This is a genomic window from Bacillus cereus group sp. Bce019 (assembly GCF_051781745.1).
GTDB classification, from domain to species: Bacteria; Bacillota; Bacilli; order Bacillales; family Bacillaceae_G; genus Bacillus_A; species Bacillus_A cereus.
This window is the reverse complement of record NZ_JBPWJX010000005.1, coordinates 1-21,673: the sequence shown is the minus strand read 5'-3', so window position 1 is coordinate 21,673 and position 21,673 is coordinate 1. Positions and strand designations below refer to the sequence as shown.

Below are 21,673 nucleotides of genomic sequence, written 5' to 3'. Positions count from 1 at the left end.
TCCCCGCTTGTAAAAACGGGGATTTTTATTACATAAATTTCACTTGGATTGCAACTTGAAGAACAGCGATATGGTATTTTAAGAGATATGCTGTTTAAAAAAATGAGAAAAATAGGAAGGATTTCAACTATATTCATATTATAATTTAGTTATCCTGCTATTTATAGGGAAAGGATTGCCTATAAAGTACTGATTAAAGTTTTATTTTTACTATCTTTGGAGGTGTTCTATATGCACTATGCATTTTCACGTATAAGGCTACGTAGCTTTTTTGGATGGATGATTATAGGGGTGTTCCTTATAATGATACCATTAGGTCTAGCAAATGTTTCTGAGAATACGATGGAGGTTATTTCACAAATAACTGTATTTTTTGTATTTCCGTTACTTTGGCTATACGTAAAAACAAATAAAAATAATATTGTATTTAACAGTTTTTTTGATAAGCCAGGACGTTTATCTTGGGGATTAATTGTATTAGCAACGATAATGGGGATGATTTTTTCAGTTGGCATATCTCAGATTCAATTTTACATATTAGCACATACGTTACCGAATTTCTTAGTTACTATGCTAGAAGACGGAAATGTTATTAATACGAGTAACGTATATATGACGATATTTACTTTCATTTCAGCATGTGTGTTAGCACCTATTATGGAAGAGGTTATTTTTAGGGGATTTTTCTTACAGCGAATGGCTCATAAATGGGGAATTAAAAAAGCTGTAATTATATCTTCCATTATTTTTGGCTTAGGACATTTTGATGTTATTGGTGCGTTCATGTTTGGTGTCGTTATGTGTCTTTTATACATAAAGACAAAAAATATATGGACGAATATAGCTGTGCACGCTCTAAATAATTTGATTGCAACAAGTATGCAATTTTTCGGTGGAGAAGAAAGTGGTACAATCTCAATTACTGAATTACAAGCGCAAAGTAATTTATGGATTGGTATCGGTCTTACAGTTGTTGGATTACTATGGTTAATTCCGTATGTTTGGAAACAATGGCGTACAGTAAAAGAAGTTGGCGTGCCACCAGTACGTTTTATAAATGAGCAAAAAGTAGTGAATTCATCACAAGAAAATGAAGTGTATAGTCAAGTGATCGTAACCGATAGATTGATGGCCATAGAGTTACCAGATGAGGCTGTAAATAAGCTTCGGTTAGAAGAAAATGATTATGTAACAGTAGCTGTAGAAGAAGATAAAATCGTTATAAAGAAAGCACATAATAGATAATTAAAAAGTAGCTCTTAGGAGCTACTTTTTAATTTGTAATAATTTCTACACGAAAATTATTACCGTTCTTTACATATTTAATATCTGTAACAGTGCGGACTGTCTTTAAAATCTCCACTTTTTCACCAATTCGCGGGATGGTCGGAACATTGTCCCAAATACCAAGCAAGTCATCTAATTGTGCCGTTTTTTCATAAAACCAGATTTTCAATGTAAAGCCCCTTTCTCGAATATTATGTATTTTAATACATAATATATTATTTTTATTCTTATTGTAAGGGGTTTTTTTATAATTTATGAATAAAAATAAATTAATCTTCTGGGAAGATATGTTCAATATCAGGAGTAAGAGATACTTCTGATAATACGATATGAGAAACTGTCGTTGCATATGAAGAAACATCATTGATAAATTCTTCAAGTTCAACGAGTGAAGGAACAGAAATTTTTACAATGTAGCATAAGCTTCCTGTTACTCGGTAACAAAAACTTGCAGATGGATAAGACTGAATAAACTGTTGCATACGTGTTGTATCACCATTTTTTAAAGTGATTTCTAAAATACAATCTAAAACTAGTCCTGCTTTTTTATAGTCGATATCGATTGTATATTTTTGAATAACGCCTTCACTTTCAAGTTTACGAACACGTTCTGCAGTAGACGGAGCAGATAAGTTTACTCGTTTCGCCAATTCACGCATAGAAAGGCGACTATCATTATATAATTCATTTAAAATTTTTCGATCAACACGGTCTAGTTGCATTTGTAAATATACCTCCAGTAAAATAATTATTTTTGTAAAGGAAAAATATAAATTAAGATTCATATGAAATGTAAAGTGAACGTTATTTATTTTACAATAAAACAGAAGGAAATAGGAGGGGAAATGATGGAGAGAATTTCATTATCAAATGTAGGAGATACAAAGTTTCAAAAGTTATTAGGGCATAATTCGGATATATTACACTCATGGAGTACGTTAGAAGATACACTGTACAATAAAGGAACTCTTTCAGCAGAGTTGAAGGAGCAAGTGAGAAGAACATTAGCGTATGGGAATGAATGTCCGTACTGTATGGCAAAGGGAAGACCTGATGATGTGCAAAAGGCAGAGGAGATTGGTGTAGCTGTTACTTTTGCGCATACATTTGTTCATGACCGAAAAGCAATAGATGATAATATGTTTCACGTATTAAAACAATATTGGACAGAAAAAGAAATTGTAGAGCTTTGCGCCTATGTTTGCTTTATTACTGCGTCACAACAACTTGGTTTTCTATTTCAATTACAGCCAAATTAAGGGGGAAATGATGACAAATCAAATAGCACTTATCATAATCGATGTACAAAAGGCATTTCAATTACCAGATTGGGGCGAGAGAAATAATATTTTTGCTGAAGAAAACATGAGAATTTTGTTAGAAGAATGGAGAAAAAGGAAACGACCAGTTTTTCATATTCAACATGTAAATAAAGAAAATGCTCAGTCAATGTTTTATGAGAGAGCGGAAACGGTAAACTTTAAAGAAGAAGTGCAACCACTACTTGGTGAAGTGGTTATTCAGAAATTCGTTAACAGCGCGTTCATTGGGACAAATTTAGAAGAGCAATTAAGAGAAAACAAATGTAATGCAGTAGTGATTGTAGGATTAACGACAAATCACTGTGTGGAGACTACGACACGAATGGCAGGTAATTTAGGATTTACAACGTATTTAGTGCGTGATGCGACGGCTACTTTTAATCGTAAAGGTCTAGATGGTAAAGAGTATAGTGCAGAAGATATTCACAATATGACACTTGTAAATTTACATGAAGAGTTTGCTACGATTGTGACGACAAAAGAAGTATTAAAATTATTTTAAGAAAATAATTGCGAATTATGTAGAAAAAAATAAGAATATTTCGTATAATTTAAGTACAATCATTTTGAAAATAGGGGTGGCATCATATGGAGCAAATTCCGGTAAAGAGAATAGAAGAAGTACTTGTTGTAGCAGGGGATGATAAACAGAAGCAAAAGGAATTTTATGAATTGCTCTTATCTACTGAGTTTTATGTTGCTGGTTCACTAGAAGCAGAGGACGGGGCAACAGAAGGAATACTTCGTTTGCGTCATTTCCAAGGAGAAGGTAGATGGATCGTTCCGTTCTTTACACAAATGGAATTTGTAAAAGATGTGTTGCCAGAAGGAACGCCCCTTATTACGATACGTGGGAAAGAGTTATTTGGTAGCATTGAGAAAGATGCTACAGCTGTATTAAATGTTGGCACTGATATAAGTAAAACATTTATTCCAGAAGAAATTGCAGATATCGCATCTGGACGAATTTTTAATTATTATAAGTAAAAGGAAAAGCGTAATCGCTTTTCCTTTTACTTTTTAATTTGAATATGAAGTGGCTATACCAGAAGAAATAGAGACTGTTTTATTATTCGTGTTTATTGTCGCTGTAGCTCCAAGTGGAATACCGATGTTTGGACTTATATGTCCAATTGGTAAATCGAATAGGACAGGTATATGATATGGCGCGAAATATTCATATAATATTGTTTGCAATGATTGAGATGGCTTTGAAGGAGTGCAGTCGTGACAACTTGTGAAAATAACGCCCCTGCATTCATTAAACTTTCCAGATAAAAGTAGCTGATTTAACATACGGTCAATGCGGTACGGTTCTTCACCAATGTCTTCAAGTAATAAAAGTGTATTGTTCGTAATTATCTCGTAGGGCGAGCCAATTATACTTGTTAACACAGCTAAATTTCCTCCAACTAACGTACTTGTAACTGTACTGTGAGAGCTAGGTACGATACATTCTGATGCAGATAAAATGGTTGAATACGGATGGAATAGCTGATTAAAAGAGGATAAAGATAGGGAATCAATGCCTTTTCCTAGTTCTTCAATCATCGGACCATGAAATGTTATAAGCTTTGCATAACGTGAAACAGCAGTATGTAAAGCTGTAATATCGCTATATCCCCAAAAGATTTTTGGATGCTGCCTAATAACTTCATATTGAATGTGAGGAAGAAGACGAGCACTTCCATAACCACCTCGTGCACAAAAAATTGCCTTCACTTCATTATTTGTAAATGCTTCATGTATATCGTCAAGCCGAACTTGATCACTTCCGGCTAAAAATCCATATTTCTCGTAAACACTCTTCCCGATTATTACGGATAACCCCATCTCTTGTAATACATTCACACCTTTTAATACACTTTCGATTGTAGGTGGACCAGATGGTGCAATAATCATTACTGTATCACCTTGTTTTAATGCATTTGGATAAATCATTAAGCTCAGCCTCCTTCTCTTTCAATATATTCGCTTCATATGAAGTTCAACCCTTGCAAAAGCAGGGGAAAGCTTATCAAATAAAGAAGATATAAAGGAAATAGGAGGGAAAATGATGTTTACAAGTCGAGTAACAGACATATTAAAAATTGAGTATCCCGTTGTTCAAGCCGGTATGGCAGGCGCGATTACGACGCCAGAACTTGTTGCAGCAGTAAGTAATAGTGGAGGATTAGGGACGCTTGGAGCCGGCTATATGAGCCCAGAACAAATTCGTGAAGCGATTTATAGAATAAGAGAACTAACAGATAAGCCTTTCGGTGTTAATTTACTTGTAACGAAAGAGATAGAAATAGAAGAAGAGAAGGTAAATGAGGCGAAAGTATTACTAAGCGGAGTGAATAGAGAATTAGGTATAGAAGTAGAAGGAACGTTAAAGCTTCCAAAAAGCTATAAGGAACAATTACAAGTGCTATTAGATGAAAAAGTACCGGTCGTTAGCTTTGCATTTCAAACGTTAGAAAAAGAAGAAATAAATGATTTAAAAAGAAGTGGAATAAAAGTTATCGGAACAGCTACCCATGTGAAGGAAGCGAAAGTACTTGCTGAGCTAGGAGTAGATATTATTATTGGGCAAGGTAGCGAAGCAGGAGGGCATAGAGGAACGTTTATTGGGAAAGAACGAGATGCTATGATTGGTACGTTTGCATTAATACCTCAGTTAGTAGGAGTTATTCCGCATATCCCAATTGTCGCAGCAGGTGGTGTAATGAACGGACAAGGGCTTGTTGCGGCTTTGGCACTAGGAGCAGAAGGTGTTCAAATGGGATCAGCCTTTTTAACAAGTGAAGAGAGTATTACGCACGATGTGTATAAAGAAGCGGTTTTACATAGTACAGATACGAGCACAACTGTAACTCGTGCGTTTTCCGGGAAATATGCACGCGGTATTCGGAATGAATTTATAGAAAGGCATGAAGGAAAAGAAGAAGGGCTTCCGGTATATCCAGTGCAAAACGTATTAACTTCTAAAATACGCCAAGAGGCAGCGAAGCAAAATAAGGAAGAATATATGTCACTTTGGGCAGGACAGGCAGCATCATTGGCACGAATCGAATCAGCTCAGCATGTAGTGGAGCGAGTTATGAAAGAAGCGGCGAATGCAATCGAGCAATTACAAAATATATACAAAAAGACCACTTGAGTAATTCAAGCGGTCTTTTCGTTAGTTTGCTTTATAAAATTGTTGGATGGCTTCGTCGATGTAAACCCAGCCTTTCCAACCTAAGTGCATATGATCTTTTAAGAAGTATTTATCGTATTCATGATTGGAGAAGTCGGCAATTGGATAACCAGCTTTTTCAATTTGCTCATGAACTTTCTTATAGTATGCTTCGCGGCGTTCTTTCGGGAAGCCAGCGTAGTCGTACCAAGGACCTTTGACAGGAACAGAAATGAAGAGTGGTTTTGCACCAGATTGTTTTAATAAATCAAGTACAATTTGTAAATCTTCATATTCTGGCGATTGGTCATAAGCATCATTTTTTAAGTAACCTTCACGTTGCTTTAATTTTTTCTTAATTTTGCTATTGAAGTAACCATCTTCGATACCATATTCATTAGATCCAGATTCTGCTGCACCTGTTTGATCCGCATGTTTACGAGCCTCTTCCCAGTTCATTTGTTTTAATGAAGGATCGAGCTTCTCTTTATGCGGTTTAATATTAAACATAGCTGTAAATAAATCTTTACGATCTAAAATGTTACGGTAAATATAAGCGAAAGGTTTAGCAGCAAGTGCTTTTACTTTATACTTCGTATCATCATAAGCGATACCTTCAAGCGAAATTTTTAATAAAGTTTCTTTTTTTACAATCTCAAAGTTTAATAAACGCTTTGCAATTTGTTTTTTCATTTCAGGTTTTAAATCATTGTTGAAAATGAAGTGGTAACCTTGTTGTTTTGAAAAGTTAGGTGCAAAGTGCGTTTCGTCAATACCTTGTGGTACAAACCATTGCGGAGAAAGAACGAATACCATTTTCTTATCTTTCAATTGATCCATTGTAGATGCGAAGTTTAATACATGTACAAGGTCTTGTGTTCCGCCGCGTCCAAGAAGGAATGGCGTAAATCCTTCAGGCTTTACTTTAAAATAATTAGATGGATGGAAAGCATCCATACGTGCGAATTCCGATGAACCGTACATCGGAAGATATTTTGGATCTGCTAACATCTTTTGCTGTAAAATCATACTTTGAATTTTTTCTTCTTTTAAAGAAGTAGCAGCTTGTTCTACTTTTTCATCACTTAAAAGTGGAAGTAGGAAGCGCGTTGGAATAAGTAAGAATACAGCAAAAAGGGCCAATGCTAAAAGCATCGGACCAAATTTTGCTTTGTTCATCGGATTTCTTCCAACTTTTTAATAACCATGTTTGGTGTAGCCCACTCGTCACGGTCAAAATCAGAAATAGAAACTTCAATATCTAAACGCTCTTGGAATTCAACTAATAAAGATACTACAGCGAAAGAATCAAGGATACCTTCTTCAAACAATTGAACATCTAAGTTTTCTTTCACAATATCGTTTTCACATACTTCTTCTAAAATATCTAATACTTGCTCTTTGAATTCTGCCATTTTTAAAATCTCCTTTATATCCGAAATATATTATATGTGCAACTTCTTAATGGAATAAGAAGGGTGCATTAAAAGTATCTGTTAAGGTGTCCAGAGAAAATTAGGAAACCGAAACATACAACGTGGAACGTAATTACAATCGCAAGGACGTGTGTAAATTTATTGTTTGGCCAAAACTTATGCTTTTTGTTTTTTCGTTCGAAAATATCAAATAAAATAAACAGTGCGGCATGATATAGACCATAAATAACATACTGCGCAACAGCGCTTCCTTGGATGTGCCAAATTCCCATAATGAAGAAGTTTAAAAATGCCCCGATATACGAAATAGTGTAACGGTTCTTAATTAACTTTTTCTTCGTTGCAAAAAAGACGAAACGCATGTAAATAAAATCACGGAACCAGAATGATAAACTCATGTGCCAGCGGTTCCAGAAGTCTTTAATATTACGACTAAGGAATGGCTTATTAAAGTTTTCTGGCGTTTTAATTCCCATCATATAACTTACACCAATTACAAAAGAGCTATAACCAGCAAAATCAAAGAATAGATATAAGCTATAGCTATACATGTAAATCATATTTGAAAATATTGTATCGTGTTGAGCGAATGCTGGATCCATACAATATTGCTTTATTAAGTAAGCAATAATAAATTTATACAAGAAACCTTGGAAAATACGATTTAGTCCTGTATATAGTAAATTTTGATATTCTTCAGCGCTAGGTGGCTTTTGAATATCTTTTTGGAATCTTCGGTAACGATCGATAGGTCCTGTTGAAATCGCAGGGAAGAATAAAACGAATTCCCAGAAGTTAAAGAAAGAAAGCTCTTTAATTAAACCATCACGAACTTCAAATACCATTTGAACTGCTCTGAATGTTACGTAAGATATACCTAGGAAAACAACAAGTTTTAACTCAGGTAAAAACGATGCAAACGGCGCGATTTTTGCCAAAATAAGAGGCAAAATCGATAAAATAACAGCTATGCAAAATGTGAATGTACTATTATTTTGTTTTCTTAAAATTAAATAGCCTTTAATAAGGACATATTGCCAAATAATAAATGCAGCTAGCATCATTGCTTGCTTTGGTTTATCTGAGAAGATAATAGCAATCATGACTAATGTTAAAACGGCATTATATTTGCGCAACATTTTACCTTTTAATCCAGCTATGATAGTAGGTATTAATAAAATGCCCACTATAGCGAAAAAATAAAATGATCCATATGCGGTCATGCTGTAACCTCACTCAATAATTTTTTGCGATCTACCTTTCCATTTGGTGTCATTGGAATAGAAGATTGATACATGAATTTACGTGGAATCATGTAGTTTGGTAATCGCTCATTGAGTTCTTTTTTGATTGCAGATGTTAATTTGAATTCTTTTTCAAATGAATGTTCTCCAGGAACAACAACCGCTAATAAATAATCGTATTTCTCACCTTTTTTAATTGGAACGATAACTGCTCCTTCTACGTAAGAACACGCACGAAGGTGATGCTCAATTTCTTCTAATTCCATTCGATAACCATGCAGCTTAATTTGGAAATCAAGACGACCATTATAGAATAGAAGACCATTTTCAACATAGCCAGCATCGCCTGTTTTATAGGCGCGCTCACCGTCAATCATAGTAAATGCTTTTTCTGTTAATTCAGGGCTTCCTAAATATCCAACGCTTACGCTTGGACCGACAATTACGATTTCACCTTTTTCACCATCAGGTGCGATCGTGCCATCTTCTTTCATAATAAGAAGGCGACAGTCTGATTTACAATAGCCAACTGGAAGTGATTTGTATTGATCAAGCACTTCTTCTGTAACGTGAATACCTGTTACAGCGACAGTAGCTTCTGTTGGACCATACGTATTCATAATTGTTGCTTTAGGGAAACGTTCAATTAATTTTCTAGCCACTTCATTTGGTAACACTTCGCCGCAGAATAAGAATGTTTTCATGTTCGGTAGCATACTCTCAGAGAAAGATGCTTCCATTAAACACATTTCAGCGAAAGAAGGTGTGGAAGTCCATACTTGAATATCCGATTGCTCTAAAGAAGCAAACAAGTCTTTTGGACGCGCAATCATATCTTTATCGATTGCCCAAAGTGTACCACCTGTTACTAATGATGGGTAAATATCCATTACAGATAAATCGAATGAGAAAGGTGCTTGGTTTAAGAATACTTGCCCTGTTTGTAAGTTGAAATCTTCTACAGCCCATTTTGTAAAGCTAACAAGGCAGTTATAAGTAATCTGAACCCCCTTCGGATTACCTGTGCTTCCTGATGTGTAAATAATGTAGAAATTCTCATCACCTTTTACCGCATGTTCAGGATTTGGAGTGTTCCCTTTATGAGTAAAGAAAATATCTTTTAAGTTGTCTTCACTTACGATGCGAACTGGTAAATCAGTTACAGTTACTGCTGTTGCCGATAAAAGTAATTTCGCACCAGAATTTTCAGCAATACGTTGTACACGATCAGCTGGGATAGATAAATCTACAGGAATGTAAGCATGTCCAGCTTTTACACATCCTAAAAAGTTAATAATCATTTCAGGTTGCATATGGCCATACACCATAATTGGTGAACGATCGTCTGGATACTCAGAAGAAATCCAATGTGCTAACGCATCAGAATCTTCCTTTAATTGTTTGTACGTAATTTTCGCATCTCGCCAAACAAAAGCGGTTTGATCAGGCGTTTCTGCAGCCCACTTTTCAATTTGTTCTAATAACTTCATAACGTTCCCACCCTAGAATTCATTGTAAATAAATGTACTTGTGTTTGTATCATGGAATCCATACAACCAAAGTAATGCAAATAAAATTGCAAGATAATAAACCGTCTTTGCAACCCATTGTGTGAGTGGTCGAGACCATATCTCTTTTAATCTTTCCATGTCTTTCCCTCTCTTAATGAAATAATAGCTCTTTGTAGGTATCATGTCCTACATTATTGTGAAAAAAACAAAATCCCACATTTTAGGTAAAAATAAGTCAAAAGGCTCTTTTCTGATATTAGCACTAAATACTAAAAAAGAAAATCCCTAACTTAGCAATTATATTACATTCAGCATGAATTTGTAATGGGTTTGACATGTAAATAGAAAGTGGATTGTGTGAATACATAAAAGTGGACTATAAGAATACGTAAAAATACAGTGTTTGTTTTTATTAATCATTTAAGACGGAGTAAACTTTTAAATTTCTAGTTCTTTTGAAAAGGAGGAAATTATCATGAATAGAGTGTGGAAGAATCTAATTTCGGAAGAAAATATCGTGAAATGGAGAAGGCATTTCCATAAGTATCCAGAATTATCATTTCATGAAAAAGAAACTTCGCAATTTATATATGATACATTATGTTCATTTTCTTCTTTTGAAGTAACGAGACCGACGAAATACAGTGTACTAGCAATTAAAAGAGGTGTGAAGCAAGGGAAAGTAATTGCGATTCGAGCTGATATAGACGCTTTGCCAATTCAAGAGGAGACAAGTAAATCTTATACATCTGTGAATAAAGGAATGATGCATGCATGTGGGCACGATGCTCACGCAGCTATTTTATTAAGCACAGCAGAGGTGTTATCAAATATAAAGGAAGATTTTGCAGGTGAGATTCGTCTATTCTTTCAGCACGCAGAAGAGGTGTATCCAGGCGGGGGACAAGAAATGGTTGAGGCAGGTGTAATGGACGGTGTTGATTATGTAATAGGTTTACATGTTATGTCAGGACTTGAGAGTGGAAAGATAGGAATTGCATATGGACCGATGATGGCAGCTCCAGACGTATTTACAGTTGAGATTCAAGGCAAAGGAGGACATGCGGCGCGACCAGAAGAAACGATAGATCCTATTGCTATCGGAGCACAGATTATTACAAATCTACAACATATCGTATCAAGAAATACAAGTGCTTTTATGCAAAGGGTTGTTTCAGTTACACAATTTCATGGGGGAACGGCTGACAATATTATTCCTAGTACAGCAACTTTAATGGGAACTGTTCGTTCATTTAATCAAGCATTGAGGGTGGAAGCAGAAGGGAAAATCGAGAAAATTGTGAAAGGAATTACAGAAGCACATGGAGGATCGTATACATATACGTATCGATATGGATATGATCCGGTAATTAATGATGAATATATTACGAAAATAGTAGAAGAAAGTGCACTACATTTGTTTGGGAATGAGCGTGTTGTGAAGCTTGAACCTTCTATGGGTGGAGAAGATTTTTCAGCATATTTAAGAAAAGCACCTGGTTGTTTCATTAAATTAGGAACAGGTAATGAAAATATATATACTTGTTATCCACATCATCATCCGAAATTTGACTTGGATGAATCAGCATTAATTTGTGGAGTGGAGCTATTTTTAGAGACGACTATAAGATTACTAAAATCATAGAAAAACAAAAAAAGGCAACTGCACTCTATTGCAGTTGCTTTTATTTCTTTCCGTCAGAGAGGGCTGAGAAAGAACTATGCTCATTCATAGTATATGAATAGCTAACGGACAAGCTTGTACATTTTAATCATTTTTTTAAAAACAGTTATTGACATTGATAATCAATGTCAATTAATCTAAATATAGTTGGAATTGATAATTATTATCAATAGGATGGATGCGACATGTTAATGAGAAAGAATTTTCACCTTCTGCGGAGGGGATTAAAAGATAAAAATAAAGATGTTGATCAGCATATGGAATGGCAAAGAAATGTAATTCGGTCTGAATATGTAGATGAGAAGAAGAGCATTCAAACAGAAAAAGAGATACAAAGTAAAGGGAGAGGTTCAGTTGAGTAAGTTAGTAATGATTTTTGCAAGTATGAGTGGAAATACAGAGGAAATGGCTGACCATATTGCCGGCGTAATTCGTGAAACAGAAAATGAAATTGAAGTTATTGATATTATGGATTCACCAGAAGCTTCTATATTAGAACAGTATGATGGAATTATTTTAGGTGCATACACTTGGGGAGATGGCGATCTTCCTGATGATTTCTTAGATTTTTATGATGCAATGGATTCTATTGATTTAACTGGGAAAAAAGCGGCAGTATTCGGATCATGTGATTCGGCTTATCCGAAATACGGAGTGGCAGTTGACATTTTAATAGAAAAGCTACAAGAGCGCGGGGCAGCAGTTGTGTTAGAAGGACTAAAAGTAGAATTAACGCCAGAAGATGAAGATGTAGAAAAATGTTTACAGTTTGGAGCTGAATTTGTAAAACACCTTTCTTAATGGCAGAAGGGAGATGAAGAGCAAGTGCATGAGAAAATCTCAATCAAAACGATGACAGATTATCATTTGTATGATTTTATGCGTTGTCCGCATAAATTTTATTTTCGTCACATAAAAAGAAGAGAACCTTCTTCATTTGAATGGCAACAAATAGCACAAATGATTGTCAATCAAATTATTAACGAGTATTACACGCTACCTGCGGGTCAACAAACGAAAATTGTACTTTTAATATTAATAGAAAAGTATTGGAAAAAAGTAAGGATTAATATGTTTGCTTCGAAGACGGAGTACTATATTGTATTAGCGAAGCTAACGGATCACTTATTACAGTTCGTTGAAAAGGATGATAGTCAGACACCACCATTGTTTTTATACGAGAAGTTTCAAACATATATGGAAGAGTTAGGTGTCCACATGTCATTGACATTTGAAGTTGGTGAGTGGAGTGCTGAGTCGTTTGTAATTAAAAAGTATGTTGTCGATGCAGATGAGGAAATGCTTGCTCTTTGTCAGAAGCTAATGACAGTATTCAGTTATAAAGCTTTCGGAGTTCTTCCAGGAAAAATTGAAGTTATTAATTTAATAGAAGGAACTAAGTATGAGTACATTCCGAAACAGGAAGATATTATAACTGGAATGGCTGATTTATCTAGAATGAAAGAAATGTTAGAGCAACCTGAGCATTATACAGAGCGTCATTTTCGTTCTGAGTGTATAAGTTGTGCGTTTCGTAGTGAATGCCAAGGGGAAGAAGTAAAGACAGAAGCGAAACAGAAGAAAAATATAGTTCATTAAAGGATGCAACTTTGCATCCTTTTTTGTTATTGACATGAAAAGCTTTTCATCATTTACGGTATATTTGTAGCAGATTTTAATAAAGTGAAACTTTAATCAGTGGGGGTTTTGTCAATCACCCACTGATTATCAGCCCTCATTAATCGGGCTACCCACAAATAGCAGAATAAAGGGAGGAATAATCAATGAAAGATGAAACAAAAGTATTTCAATGGTTAAAAGAACAAAATGCTCCTTTTGAAATTCAACTGCAAATTTTACAGGCGTTTCAATTGTATAAAGTTATTGTTGAAATGGATAAAAAGTTAATGATGTATGAGGAGAGAGTATATAGGGAGAGAATGTAATCTCATCCCTGTAATATCGTTTTTAGCTGTTCTGTGCCTGTAATGAATTCGAGTTCATTCTCTGACTCAAAGTTATAAATAATATTATGTAGTAAAGGACTGTATTGATAAAAGGTAGTAATACGATGAATGAGTAATGGATCATGATGAGAAATAAGTGTACTGTACTGTTCATATACAGATGTAGTAAACTCATCTCCGAAATCATAATATAGTCCTGCAAAATCAAAAGCAGGATCGCCAATTTGCGCATCACCAAAATCGATAACACCTGAAATGCTTTTGTTATGCTTGTTAAATAAAATGTGATGATGAGTAAAATCAGCGTGAATGATTGTGTTTTGAAAAGTGGATGTAGCTAAACATGCAAAGAAATTTTCAAATAAGCGATTTAAGGCTAGTTTCTGTAATGAAGTAAGGCTAGTAGTGAGATATTGGTTTAATTTTGTTTGTAGCTCTTTCCAGTAGGTACATGTTTTTTCAATAGGGAAACATAGCGTTGTAACTTGGTGTAAAGGAATACTATGTAGTACCGCAAGGAAAGTAGCTAATTGTGTAATAATTGCTTTCAGCTCTGTATCCTCCAGCGTGGCAACTGTTTCTGTTTTTAATGGTTCACCATGAATGAGAGTATAGTAACTACAAAGAGGAACCTCATCAGATTCATTTTTATAAATTAGGTGATATTGTGGAACTTCGATTTCTTGTAGTGATTGAGTGAGAATTGCGCATAGTTCTTTTTCTAACGGAATTCGCATCGCATATTCCTGTTTTCGCGGGAAACGAAACAGTAGCTCATCATTTACTATAACTGCTACATTATCCCATCCTTCTTCATTTTGTTTATATGAATGTATAGAAAGATTAGGCAAAGCTTCTTTTATATAATGTTTGTAAGAGTCCATAATTGTTCCTCGTTTCTGAGTTAAGTTATTCTATTTTATGATATCAGAATTTTCTTTCTATATGTTAAAATATATCTATTATTATGAAGAAGGGCGGGAGTATTACGAAAAAAAGACTGTTAATCATTTCTCTATGTATCGCTTTTGTATTGTTTTGGTCATATAAAGAGGAGGTTTTTGCTACCTTTAAACCGATTGATCAGTACGAGTTAAATAAGGAATTAAAGAACAAAAGTATAGAAAATTTAACTCATAATGAAATGAAAAAGGTAGGAGAGCATTTTGTGACTGAACAACTATCAGTGTTTGAGTTTAATAATAAAGAAGATGTGAAACGAAAAGGTGAAGAAATATTTTTAAATAGAGGGTATGAACCATTAATGGAAAATTATTATCCAAATCGTTTTCAAGATTTAGAGTATAAATTTACAAGCGAGGAGATACGTGAAGAGACCAATGAGAGTTTTCTTTATCAAGCTGTAGCGTACGTTGCGGGTACTGAAAATGGTAAGAGTAAGAGAAGCGAAATGAAATTGAATTATGAAGTGAAAATTGTAAAGGTTAATAATATATTTATGGTGCTAGAACAAAAGCAGCGCGTACAATAAAGGAAATTCATTGCTCAATAGAACATTTGAGGGTGTATTACTTAATGCGGAATAAAAAGGCCCTCAAGGAATAAAGGGCCTTTAAAGATTTTCATTTTGTTGACCAAGTTCTTTTTGAGCAATATATAAATTCCCTTGCTCGACTTGTTTAAGAGTATGAACAGAATCTCCTGCATATCCCTTTTGTGTTTTAACAGTTCTTTTTGAACGATTGGAATCTTGTTTCTTCATATAATAGGCCACCTTTCATCAAAAATAAACGAAAATGATAAGTATGAGTAATACAGCAGCGAAAATGGTAATGCCCATTAAAAACGAAGTGTTTTTATATTTAGGTGGCTTATGTACATCTTGCCGATATCCAGGTGAAATTTCAGGGGCAAATTCTTCATCGAATGATTGCTTTTTTTCTTTGTCGTCCATATGTACCCACCTTTCTTTTTCATTATATTATACGTTACAAGAAAAAATATGCATAAAGAAAACAGCCGCTTTATTATTAGCGGCTGTTTTGTGTTGTATATTTTCGTTGTACTTGAAAAAGACGGATAAGTAGGAAGGCAGCGCCAAATGCTAGACCGATAATAAGACCGATCCAATAGCCTTTCGCGGCCCATTCTGTATACGTCGCTAATATGTAACCTAGTGGTAGACCTATTATCCAATAAGCAATTAAAGTCATAATTAGAGCAACATTTACATCTTTATAACCACGCAAAGCTCCTTGTACAGGGGTTGCAATTGCATCTGAAATTTGAAATAAAATTGCAAAGATAAGAAATTCTTTTGCTAAATGATGAACTTTTGCATCTGTCGTATAAATAGAAGCAATTTGATCATCAAAGAAGTAGAGAAGAATCGAATATAATAAAGCAAAGGCAAGGGCTAATCCAATTCCAATCAATCCGTATTGTTTTGCATTATCGTAACGTTTTGCTCCAACTTCGAATCCGACCGCAATAGTTATTGCCATTGCTAAACTTAGCGGAGTCATATATAACAAGGAAGCAAAGTTCATAGCTGCTTGGTGAGCTGCAATAGTTGTCGTACTAAAATTACTCATCATGAGCGTTACCGCAGCGAAAATACTCGTTTCAAAAAAGATAGCAAATCCGATAGGGACGCCAAGTTTTAAGAATGCTTTCCAACTTGAAAGAGAAGGTCGGTATAATTGTTTGAAAATGTTGAAAGAGGCAAAAGGCTCTTTCGTCTGAATAATAATGACTGTAATAATTAAAATGCACCAATATGTTGCAGTGGAAGCAATTGCTGCTCCGACACCACCAAGCTTTGGGAAACCGAAGTTACCAAAAATTAATAGGTAATTTAATATTACGTTAATTGGTAATGATAATAATGTAATAATCATCGTTGTTCGAGTTTTTCCTAATGCATCAATAAATCCACGTAAAACAGTGTAAGTGAATAAAGGTATAATTCCTATTGCGATAATACTTAAAAATTGCGCTGCAATACGTTCCACAGGTTCTTCTAAGCGCATGCCATTTAAAATAGGTGAAACGACGAAAAAACCGATGAGGATAACAACGAAGCTAGCACAAATTGCTAAATAAACTGCTTGTATGACAACGTGGGGAACGTCCTCTTTTTTCTTGGATCCAACGAGCTGTGCAACAATGGGAGTAGTAGCCATTAAAATTCCTGTTAACCCCGTACTAACTGGAATCCATATACTTGTTCCAATTGCAACACCTGCTAAATCAGTTGGACTTGCATGTCCTGACATTGTTGTATCAAAAAAACTCATCGCAAATAATGACATTTGCGTTACGAAAATCGGAAAAAATAGTAATACAAATTGCTTTAACTTTTGTGAAAATGAAGTAGTTTCTTTCATAAAATCCCCTTTCCATATAAAAAAACAAACTCTTATTATCATACAATTTAATCAAAGATTAGAAAAGAAATACGCGCCTACAACATATAAAACCAATAAAAAAAGGATGCACTTTGAAAAGGGATAAGGTATTATGATAAGGTGTGAAAAAATTACATATTATTTGTTATTAAGGAGGCACTACTTGTGGCTGATTGGTTAATTGGTTTAATCATGGGTGCTGTTGAAGGGTTAACAGAGTTTCTACCAGTATCATCAACAGGACATATGATTTTAACAGGACATTTAATTGGATTTGACGATGAGAGAGCGAAAGTTTTTGAAGTTGTTATCCAATTGGGATCGATTTTAGCAGTTGTCGTTATATTTTGGAAGCGTCTATGGTCGTTAGTTGGAATAGGTAAAGTAACAGACGGACCATCGTTAAATTTATTACATATTATTATCGGGATGATTCCTGCTGGGATACTTGGCGTGTTATTCCATAGCACTATTAAAGAGGTTTTATTTGGTCCAGGACCAGTTGTTATTAGCTTAGTAGCCGGTGGTATTTTAATGATTGTTGCTGAGAAGTTTTCGAAACCAAGTACAGCAAGAACGTTAGATGAAATCACATATAAACAGGCATTTACAATTGGAATGTTTCAATGTTTAGCTCTTTGGCCAGGATTTTCTCGTTCTGGTTCTACAATCAGTGGTGGTTTATTAGCTCGCGTGTCGCATACAGCGGCAGCTGAATATACGTTCATTTTAGCGGTACCGATGATGGTAGCTGCAAGTGGATTAGATTTAATTAAAAGCTGGGATGTATTAAGCTCAGCAGATATAACGCTATTTGTAACAGGATTTGTAACTGCATTCGTTGTTGCGATGCTTGCAATTGTTTCATTCTTGAAATTATTATCTCGTGTGAAACTAACACCGTTCGCTTATTATCGTTTTATTTTAGCTGCGGTATTCTATTTCTTCATTATGTAATAAAAAAACCTGCCGAGCTCGGCAGGTTTTTTTATTTTACTATTTTTTCCACCATATTTTCCATTACATGCTCCCAAAGAGAAGTATCATCAGCTAATGTAGCACGGAAATTAGCATACATTTCTTTTTGTTTTTCTTCGAATGTTGGATCTTCTTTTTCGGGTAATGTAGCGCGCATTGAAGTTACTAATTCTTGTACTTTTGGAGCGCGTGGTCCAAAGACGGCTTGTTCATTTCCATCTTTATCAATGAAAATAAAGATTGGAATCGCACGTGCTGTTCCATTTGTTAAATATTGATCCATTAATTCTAAGTTTTCGTCGCGAATTAATAAACTCATTTCAATATTTGCAACTTCAGAAATTCGTTTCATAACAGGTACGCATAAAAGAGCATCGCCACACCAATCAGCAGTTAATACGATAACACGCCAGCCGTCATTTTGACGTTCTTCTAATACAGGAAGTAATTCATTTGGAATTAAAAAGTTATTGTAAATGTGTAGTAGCTCGTATTGGTTTACTTGCATTTCATTCACATATGTATCAAAGGACATACCTTTATCAGCCCATTGTTGTAAGTTCATAATTAACACCTCTTTAGTAAGATTTGCTTTCATTGTACCAATTTTTATATAGAAAAGCTTGTATTCTTACTCTTTCTCGTCACTTAATGATTTATTTAAGAGGAAAAAGAATAGTACGACACATAATTCAGCTATGTTGGACATTTGTACGCTTTCTATCCAATCATCAGCAGTATGAATGACGAACCAATCTAGTGTAATTTCAATGAATGAGAAAAGAGTAATAGAAATCCAATTTGGCATGTTTTGTGTCAGTGGATATAGCAGCGCTTTGAAGAAACTGAAGATGAAAAATGTAATACTGTCTAAGAAAGTGATTAATAAAAAAAGAGAAGTAACGCAATATGTGAACTATACTCTATACCTGTAATTTGAAAGATTCCTACATATACAAAAAATATAAATGCAAAAATTATAATGAGAAAAAGAGCAATAATACTAATGATAATCGTTTTATCTTTTAGGCTGAGATTTGAGAATTTCTCCTCCTCATGCATTAAGATACCCCTTTTTTCTGGAAGTTAACTTCATTTTATCATGAAATACATATTAAAAAACTACGAATTATGGGAAAATAAGGTGACAAAAAGTAAGATTTCATGTAAAATTATTAATAAGGTTTTTATTTAACTAAATGAAATAAAAGGAGCTGTCAAAGTTGTCTCAAAATCGAGAGCAATTAATGGAAGAACTATCGACAAATGTGTTTGCTATGTTTCGCACATTGCGTAATGATATCGGAAAAATATTCGGTGGTTACATACCGTGGAATGAATTCATCGTCCTGAGAATATTAAATCGTACGAATAAAGAAATGGTATCGCGTGTAGCAAATGAATTAAATGTGTCGAATAGTCATATTACAGCTGTTACAGAAAAATTAATTAATAAAGGTTTTGTAACTCGTTCACGTTCTACATCAGATCGCCGAGTTGTGTATTTAGAGATTACAGAACAAGGGAAAGATTTAGTTGCGAAAATGGAAGATGCGAAAAAACAATATTTACAAGAAAGATTCTCTGCACTTTCAGAAGATGAAATGAATGTAATGATTTCGATTTCCAAAAAACTTATTTAAGTGATTATAAACAAGAAAACGCTTACGTGATGAAAGAGAAGATCTTCCTTATATATGGAAGGTCTTCTTTCATGTGTAATAGATGTTAAAAAATAAAATGTGTATGAAAAAAGATAGAGCGCCATACTACTAATACAAGGAAGGGAGGGAGAAATATGACGAATCGTAACGGTAGTAAAGGGAGCGGTAATCAAGGATCACCAAAGTCCGGCCAGTTTAATCAGGAATTTAGCACTGAATTTGAAACTGGTAATGATAATAAAGGGAAAGAATATCGTTCTAAAAAAGGGAGTAAATCAAAAAAGGAGTGAAATTCATCACTCCTTTTTTGATTTAAGATGCTGCCGATTGATCCGTATTATATTTTTCTTCTGATTTTGCGACAATCATTGCGCAAATTGCATCACCAGAAATGTTTACAGCTGTTCTAGACATATCTAAAATACGGTCAATACCGATAATTAAAGCGATACCTTCTACTGGTAGATTTACTTGATTTAAAACCATTGTAAGCATTACAAGTCCAACACCAGGTACACCAGCAGTACCGATACTAGCTAGTACAGCAGTTAATACGACCATAGCTAATTGCGGTAATGTAAGTTCAACTCCGTATACTTGAGCGATAAATACAGTGGCTACCCCTTGCATAATGGCAGTACCATCCATATTAATAGTTGCCCCTAGTGGTTGTACAAATGAGCTTATCGCTTTTGGAACGCCAAGCTTATCTTGTGCTGTTTTCATTGCAAATGGAAGCGATGCATTAGAGCTAGATGTACTAAATCCAATTGCCATTACTGGTCCGAAATGTTTAAAGAAACGAACAATACTTTCTTTTGCTAATACCTTTAATAAGCCGCCATATACAAAGACCCCGTGAATAATGAGTACTAACATAACGACAATCATATACTTGAACATCGCAGCGACGCCTGCAAGCCCCATTTTACCAACGGATGAAGCGAGCAAACCGAATGTTCCAATTGGGGCTAATTTCATAACGAGATTAACAAGATACATCATTAATTCGTTGCCCTGTTCAAGTAATGAATGGATACCTTGAACTCGTTTTCCTAAAATAGCTATACCGAGTCCAATCAATACGGCAAAGGCAATGATTTGTAACATGTTTCCGTCAGCCATCGCTTTTGCTGGGTTATCTGGTACGATATTTAGCAATGTGTCGACGAAAGATGTTTCAGTTTTTGCACCTTCATACTTAAGACCTTCTGTTTTAAAATTACCGCCAGCTCCTGGTTTTATAATAAGTGCAAATGTAACCGCTATAGAGATGGCAACCGCAGTTGTTACGAGAAAGAATGAAATTGATTTTAAACCGATTCTTCCAAGTTGTTTCGGATCTCCAAGGCCGGCAGCACCAAGTACGATAGAAATGAACACAACAGGAACAACTAGCATTTTAATAAGTCGAATAAACAATTGACCAATTGGGTTGAACACAAATTGATTTAGTGGCTCAAAGATAGATGGAGCAGCTAAATTTAGAGTGAGTCCAACAACTAGACCTAGAAATAATGCGATTAAGATTGCTTTTGTTTGTTTCAATAAAATCCCCCCTTTTGTTTTTGCGAAATTTCTTTCTAAAGTAATTATACCGAAAAAATACCTAATTTGACAATATTTTCTGAATTTTTCGTTTTTGTTTAAGTGTAGATAGACTGATTTTGTGTTTGGAAAATAAAATAGACCATCACTTAGGATGGTCAAGGGAAGGGGACAATTTATGTCAATTTAATTAGGGATGGAAGTTATTCAAAGACACTGGGGAATGTCTTATAAATTAGGGAGGAACAACTTCGATACATATACTATAAAAGGTAGATGTGACCTCTGTATGAATATAGAGTGAAAGAGAGAGGGAGTTTTAAATAAAAGATAGAAAGACAAAAAAATAAGACCATCATATATAAGATGGTCAAGGAAGGGGACAATTTATGTCAATTTAATTAGGGATGGAAGCTGCTTTAAGACACTGGGGAATGTCTTATAAATTAGGGAGGAACAACTTCGATACATATACTATAAAAGGTAGATGTGACCTCT

28 protein-coding genes and 1 pseudogene are annotated in these 21,673 nt (G+C 34.7%); 14 read left to right on the top strand and 15 right to left on the bottom strand.

Going from position 1 to position 21,673, the window contains the following annotated elements; all coding sequences use genetic code 11:
- Positions 1-231: 231 nt before the first annotated feature.
- Positions 232-1,245 carry a CPBP family intramembrane glutamic endopeptidase gene (locus tag ACS2QP_RS10150; protein ID WP_000558808.1) on the top strand — a complete coding sequence of 338 codons (1,014 nt, stop codon included), beginning with the start codon at positions 232-234 and terminating at the stop codon, positions 1,243-1,245.
- A gap of 28 nt (positions 1,246-1,273) precedes the next feature.
- Here the strand turns inward: ACS2QP_RS10150 and ACS2QP_RS10145 are convergent, their stop codons facing one another.
- Positions 1,274-1,456 (bottom strand): DUF3913 family protein, encoded by a 183-nt coding sequence (locus ACS2QP_RS10145; RefSeq protein ID WP_000707107.1) that lies wholly within the window; start codon positions 1,454-1,456, stop codon positions 1,274-1,276.
- A 100-nt stretch (positions 1,457-1,556) separates the two neighbouring features.
- Positions 1,557-2,009 (bottom strand): Lrp/AsnC family transcriptional regulator, encoded by a 453-nt coding sequence (locus tag ACS2QP_RS10140; protein WP_001175498.1) that lies wholly within the window; start codon positions 2,007-2,009, stop codon positions 1,557-1,559.
- Between the two features lie 126 nt (positions 2,010-2,135).
- Between ACS2QP_RS10140 and ACS2QP_RS10135 the strand changes: the two genes are divergently transcribed.
- From ACS2QP_RS10135 to ACS2QP_RS10125, 3 genes are all read left to right on the top strand, one after another.
- Positions 2,136-2,546, top strand: coding sequence for a carboxymuconolactone decarboxylase family protein (locus tag ACS2QP_RS10135; RefSeq protein WP_000439755.1), 411 nt, complete (start codon positions 2,136-2,138; stop codon positions 2,544-2,546).
- A 10-nt stretch (positions 2,547-2,556) separates the two neighbouring features.
- Positions 2,557-3,111 carry a cysteine hydrolase family protein gene (locus ACS2QP_RS10130; RefSeq protein WP_416809734.1) on the top strand — a complete coding sequence of 185 codons (555 nt, stop codon included), beginning with the start codon at positions 2,557-2,559 and terminating at the stop codon, positions 3,109-3,111.
- Positions 3,112-3,197: 86 nt separating this feature from the next.
- The gene (locus tag ACS2QP_RS10125) at positions 3,198-3,596 is read left to right on the top strand and encodes an SseB family protein (RefSeq protein WP_016133957.1); all 399 of its coding nucleotides are present in this window, start codon (positions 3,198-3,200) and stop codon (positions 3,594-3,596) included.
- A 33-nt stretch (positions 3,597-3,629) separates the two neighbouring features.
- Here the strand turns inward: ACS2QP_RS10125 and ACS2QP_RS10120 are convergent, their stop codons facing one another.
- Positions 3,630-4,550: a S66 peptidase family protein gene (locus ACS2QP_RS10120; protein WP_098583247.1), complete on the bottom strand. Its 921-nt coding sequence runs from the start codon at positions 4,548-4,550 to the stop codon at positions 3,630-3,632.
- Positions 4,551-4,665: 115 nt separating this feature from the next.
- Here ACS2QP_RS10120 and ACS2QP_RS10115 point away from each other — a divergent pair, with 115 nt between their 5' ends.
- A complete protein-coding gene (locus ACS2QP_RS10115) occupies positions 4,666-5,754 on the top strand; it encodes an NAD(P)H-dependent flavin oxidoreductase (protein ID WP_000495279.1) in 1,089 nt (362 codons plus the stop codon).
- 21 nt (positions 5,755-5,775) lie between these two features.
- Here ACS2QP_RS10115 and dltD read toward each other — a convergent pair whose 3' ends face one another.
- The 5 genes from dltD to ACS2QP_RS10090 form a co-directional block, all read right to left on the bottom strand.
- A complete protein-coding gene (dltD, locus tag ACS2QP_RS10110; protein ID WP_001030268.1) occupies positions 5,776-6,951 on the bottom strand; it encodes a D-alanyl-lipoteichoic acid biosynthesis protein DltD in 1,176 nt (391 codons plus the stop codon).
- Entirely contained in the window at positions 6,948-7,187 is a 240-nt protein-coding gene (dltC, locus tag ACS2QP_RS10105) for a D-alanine--poly(phosphoribitol) ligase subunit DltC (RefSeq protein WP_000807310.1), read from the bottom strand. The genes dltD and dltC overlap by 4 nt, the downstream gene beginning before the upstream one ends.
- Positions 7,188-7,255: 68 nt before the next feature.
- Positions 7,256-8,431: a D-alanyl-lipoteichoic acid biosynthesis protein DltB gene (gene dltB, locus ACS2QP_RS10100; protein ID WP_063535947.1), complete on the bottom strand. Its 1,176-nt coding sequence runs from the start codon at positions 8,429-8,431 to the stop codon at positions 7,256-7,258.
- Complete coding sequence (dltA, locus tag ACS2QP_RS10095; protein ID WP_000770505.1) at positions 8,428-9,942, bottom strand: D-alanine--poly(phosphoribitol) ligase subunit DltA; 1,515 nt, start codon at positions 9,940-9,942, stop codon at positions 8,428-8,430. The genes dltB and dltA overlap by 4 nt, the downstream gene beginning before the upstream one ends.
- Positions 9,943-9,954: 12 nt before the next feature.
- Positions 9,955-10,101: a teichoic acid D-Ala incorporation-associated protein DltX gene (locus tag ACS2QP_RS10090; protein ID WP_000440293.1), complete on the bottom strand. Its 147-nt coding sequence runs from the start codon at positions 10,099-10,101 to the stop codon at positions 9,955-9,957.
- A 337-nt stretch (positions 10,102-10,438) separates the two neighbouring features.
- Between ACS2QP_RS10090 and amaA the strand changes: the two genes are divergently transcribed.
- The 5 genes from amaA (at position 10,439) to ACS2QP_RS10065 (ending at position 13,593) form a co-directional block, all read left to right on the top strand.
- Positions 10,439-11,608, top strand: coding sequence for an N-acyl-aliphatic-L-amino acid amidohydrolase (gene amaA / locus ACS2QP_RS10085; protein WP_001082783.1), 1,170 nt, complete (start codon positions 10,439-10,441; stop codon positions 11,606-11,608).
- Positions 11,609-11,832: 224 nt separating this feature from the next.
- Complete coding sequence (locus ACS2QP_RS10080; RefSeq protein ID WP_000929023.1) at positions 11,833-12,009, top strand: hypothetical protein; 177 nt, start codon at positions 11,833-11,835, stop codon at positions 12,007-12,009.
- Entirely contained in the window at positions 12,002-12,448 is a 447-nt protein-coding gene (locus ACS2QP_RS10075) for a flavodoxin (RefSeq protein WP_000041153.1), read from the top strand. The genes ACS2QP_RS10080 and ACS2QP_RS10075 overlap by 8 nt, the downstream gene beginning before the upstream one ends.
- Positions 12,449-12,472: 24 nt before the next feature.
- Complete coding sequence (locus ACS2QP_RS10070; protein WP_000544574.1) at positions 12,473-13,246, top strand: hypothetical protein; 774 nt, start codon at positions 12,473-12,475, stop codon at positions 13,244-13,246.
- A 185-nt stretch (positions 13,247-13,431) separates the two neighbouring features.
- Complete coding sequence (locus ACS2QP_RS10065; RefSeq protein WP_000651086.1) at positions 13,432-13,593, top strand: hypothetical protein; 162 nt, start codon at positions 13,432-13,434, stop codon at positions 13,591-13,593.
- Positions 13,594-13,595: 2 nt separating this feature from the next.
- Here ACS2QP_RS10065 and ACS2QP_RS10060 read toward each other — a convergent pair whose 3' ends face one another.
- Complete coding sequence (locus ACS2QP_RS10060) at positions 13,596-14,498, bottom strand: aminoglycoside phosphotransferase family protein (protein WP_000378985.1); 903 nt, start codon at positions 14,496-14,498, stop codon at positions 13,596-13,598.
- A gap of 83 nt (positions 14,499-14,581) precedes the next feature.
- Between ACS2QP_RS10060 and ACS2QP_RS10055 the strand changes: the two genes are divergently transcribed.
- The gene (locus ACS2QP_RS10055) at positions 14,582-15,106 is read left to right on the top strand and encodes a biotin transporter BioY (protein ID WP_438882396.1); all 525 of its coding nucleotides are present in this window, start codon (positions 14,582-14,584) and stop codon (positions 15,104-15,106) included.
- A gap of 81 nt (positions 15,107-15,187) precedes the next feature.
- On the opposite strand, the gene ACS2QP_RS10050 is transcribed toward ACS2QP_RS10055, so the two are convergent.
- The 3 genes from ACS2QP_RS10050 to ACS2QP_RS10040 all read right to left on the bottom strand — a co-directional run bounded on the left by ACS2QP_RS10050 (position 15,188) and on the right by ACS2QP_RS10040 (position 16,964).
- A complete protein-coding gene (locus tag ACS2QP_RS10050; protein ID WP_000743742.1) occupies positions 15,188-15,337 on the bottom strand; it encodes a hypothetical protein in 150 nt (49 codons plus the stop codon).
- A gap of 18 nt (positions 15,338-15,355) precedes the next feature.
- Positions 15,356-15,529, bottom strand: coding sequence for a hypothetical protein (locus tag ACS2QP_RS10045; RefSeq protein WP_000341062.1), 174 nt, complete (start codon positions 15,527-15,529; stop codon positions 15,356-15,358).
- 76 nt (positions 15,530-15,605) lie between these two features.
- Positions 15,606-16,964, bottom strand: coding sequence for an MATE family efflux transporter (locus tag ACS2QP_RS10040; protein WP_326263550.1), 1,359 nt, complete (start codon positions 16,962-16,964; stop codon positions 15,606-15,608).
- Between the two features lie 186 nt (positions 16,965-17,150).
- On the opposite strand from ACS2QP_RS10040, the gene uppP reads away from it, so the two are divergent.
- Positions 17,151-17,942 (top strand): bacitracin resistance undecaprenyl-diphosphatase, encoded by a 792-nt coding sequence (gene uppP, locus ACS2QP_RS10035; protein WP_000796253.1) that lies wholly within the window; start codon positions 17,151-17,153, stop codon positions 17,940-17,942.
- Positions 17,943-17,973: 31 nt separating this feature from the next.
- Here the strand turns inward: uppP and ACS2QP_RS10030 are convergent, their stop codons facing one another.
- Together ACS2QP_RS10030 and ACS2QP_RS10025 are read right to left on the bottom strand one after the other, a co-directional pair.
- Positions 17,974-18,561 (bottom strand): thioredoxin family protein, encoded by a 588-nt coding sequence (locus ACS2QP_RS10030; RefSeq protein WP_002040836.1) that lies wholly within the window; start codon positions 18,559-18,561, stop codon positions 17,974-17,976.
- Between the two features lie 33 nt (positions 18,562-18,594).
- Positions 18,595-19,025 (bottom strand): annotated as a pseudogene (locus ACS2QP_RS10025) (YrvL family regulatory protein).
- A gap of 161 nt (positions 19,026-19,186) precedes the next feature.
- Between ACS2QP_RS10025 and ACS2QP_RS10020 the strand changes: the two are divergent.
- Positions 19,187-19,606 (top strand): MarR family winged helix-turn-helix transcriptional regulator, encoded by a 420-nt coding sequence (locus tag ACS2QP_RS10020; protein ID WP_000081432.1) that lies wholly within the window; start codon positions 19,187-19,189, stop codon positions 19,604-19,606.
- A 155-nt stretch (positions 19,607-19,761) separates the two neighbouring features.
- On the top strand, positions 19,762-19,917 hold the full coding sequence (locus ACS2QP_RS10015; RefSeq protein ID WP_000184928.1) for a hypothetical protein: 156 nt from the start codon (positions 19,762-19,764) through the stop codon (positions 19,915-19,917).
- Positions 19,918-19,939: 22 nt separating this feature from the next.
- Here ACS2QP_RS10015 and ACS2QP_RS10010 read toward each other — a convergent pair whose 3' ends face one another.
- Positions 19,940-21,175: a dicarboxylate/amino acid:cation symporter gene (locus tag ACS2QP_RS10010; RefSeq protein ID WP_000814802.1), complete on the bottom strand. Its 1,236-nt coding sequence runs from the start codon at positions 21,173-21,175 to the stop codon at positions 19,940-19,942.
- Between the last annotated feature and the right edge of the window lie 498 nt (positions 21,176-21,673).

What these genes read in the sequence shown, in the direction of transcription:
- ACS2QP_RS10120 (WP_098583247.1), bottom strand. Translation starts at nt 4,550, where the DNA reads ATGATTTATCCAAATGCATTAAAACAAGGTGATACAGTAATGATTATT.
- dltD (WP_001030268.1), bottom strand. Translation starts at nt 6,951, where the DNA reads ATGAACAAAGCAAAATTTGGTCCGATGCTTTTAGCATTGGCCCTTTTT.
- ACS2QP_RS10045 (WP_000341062.1), bottom strand. Translation starts at nt 15,529, where the DNA reads ATGGACGACAAAGAAAAAAAGCAATCATTCGATGAAGAATTTGCCCCT.
- ACS2QP_RS10050 (WP_000743742.1), bottom strand. Translation starts at nt 15,337, where the DNA reads ATGAAGAAACAAGATTCCAATCGTTCAAAAAGAACTGTTAAAACACAA.
- ACS2QP_RS10060 (WP_000378985.1), bottom strand. Translation starts at nt 14,498, where the DNA reads ATGGACTCTTACAAACATTATATAAAAGAAGCTTTGCCTAATCTTTCT.
- ACS2QP_RS10130 (WP_416809734.1), top strand. Translation starts at nt 2,557, where the DNA reads ATGACAAATCAAATAGCACTTATCATAATCGATGTACAAAAGGCATTT.
- ACS2QP_RS10055 (WP_438882396.1), top strand. Translation starts at nt 14,582, where the DNA reads ATGAAGAAGGGCGGGAGTATTACGAAAAAAAGACTGTTAATCATTTCT.
- dltC (WP_000807310.1), bottom strand. Translation starts at nt 7,187, where the DNA reads ATGGCAGAATTCAAAGAGCAAGTATTAGATATTTTAGAAGAAGTATGT.
- ACS2QP_RS10065 (WP_000651086.1), top strand. Translation starts at nt 13,432, where the DNA reads ATGAAAGATGAAACAAAAGTATTTCAATGGTTAAAAGAACAAAATGCT.
- ACS2QP_RS10040 (WP_326263550.1), bottom strand. Translation starts at nt 16,964, where the DNA reads ATGAAAGAAACTACTTCATTTTCACAAAAGTTAAAGCAATTTGTATTA.
- dltB (WP_063535947.1), bottom strand. Translation starts at nt 8,431, where the DNA reads ATGACCGCATATGGATCATTTTATTTTTTCGCTATAGTGGGCATTTTA.
- dltA (WP_000770505.1), bottom strand. Translation starts at nt 9,942, where the DNA reads ATGAAGTTATTAGAACAAATTGAAAAGTGGGCTGCAGAAACGCCTGAT.
- ACS2QP_RS10015 (WP_000184928.1), top strand. Translation starts at nt 19,762, where the DNA reads ATGACGAATCGTAACGGTAGTAAAGGGAGCGGTAATCAAGGATCACCA.
- amaA (WP_001082783.1), top strand. Translation starts at nt 10,439, where the DNA reads ATGAATAGAGTGTGGAAGAATCTAATTTCGGAAGAAAATATCGTGAAA.
- ACS2QP_RS10125 (WP_016133957.1), top strand. Translation starts at nt 3,198, where the DNA reads ATGGAGCAAATTCCGGTAAAGAGAATAGAAGAAGTACTTGTTGTAGCA.
- ACS2QP_RS10140 (WP_001175498.1), bottom strand. Translation starts at nt 2,009, where the DNA reads ATGCAACTAGACCGTGTTGATCGAAAAATTTTAAATGAATTATATAAT.
- ACS2QP_RS10090 (WP_000440293.1), bottom strand. Translation starts at nt 10,101, where the DNA reads ATGGAAAGATTAAAAGAGATATGGTCTCGACCACTCACACAATGGGTT.
- ACS2QP_RS10080 (WP_000929023.1), top strand. Translation starts at nt 11,833, where the DNA reads ATGTTAATGAGAAAGAATTTTCACCTTCTGCGGAGGGGATTAAAAGAT.
- ACS2QP_RS10150 (WP_000558808.1), top strand. Translation starts at nt 232, where the DNA reads ATGCACTATGCATTTTCACGTATAAGGCTACGTAGCTTTTTTGGATGG.
- ACS2QP_RS10030 (WP_002040836.1), bottom strand. Translation starts at nt 18,561, where the DNA reads ATGAAAGCAAATCTTACTAAAGAGGTGTTAATTATGAACTTACAACAA.
- ACS2QP_RS10135 (WP_000439755.1), top strand. Translation starts at nt 2,136, where the DNA reads ATGGAGAGAATTTCATTATCAAATGTAGGAGATACAAAGTTTCAAAAG.
- ACS2QP_RS10115 (WP_000495279.1), top strand. Translation starts at nt 4,666, where the DNA reads ATGTTTACAAGTCGAGTAACAGACATATTAAAAATTGAGTATCCCGTT.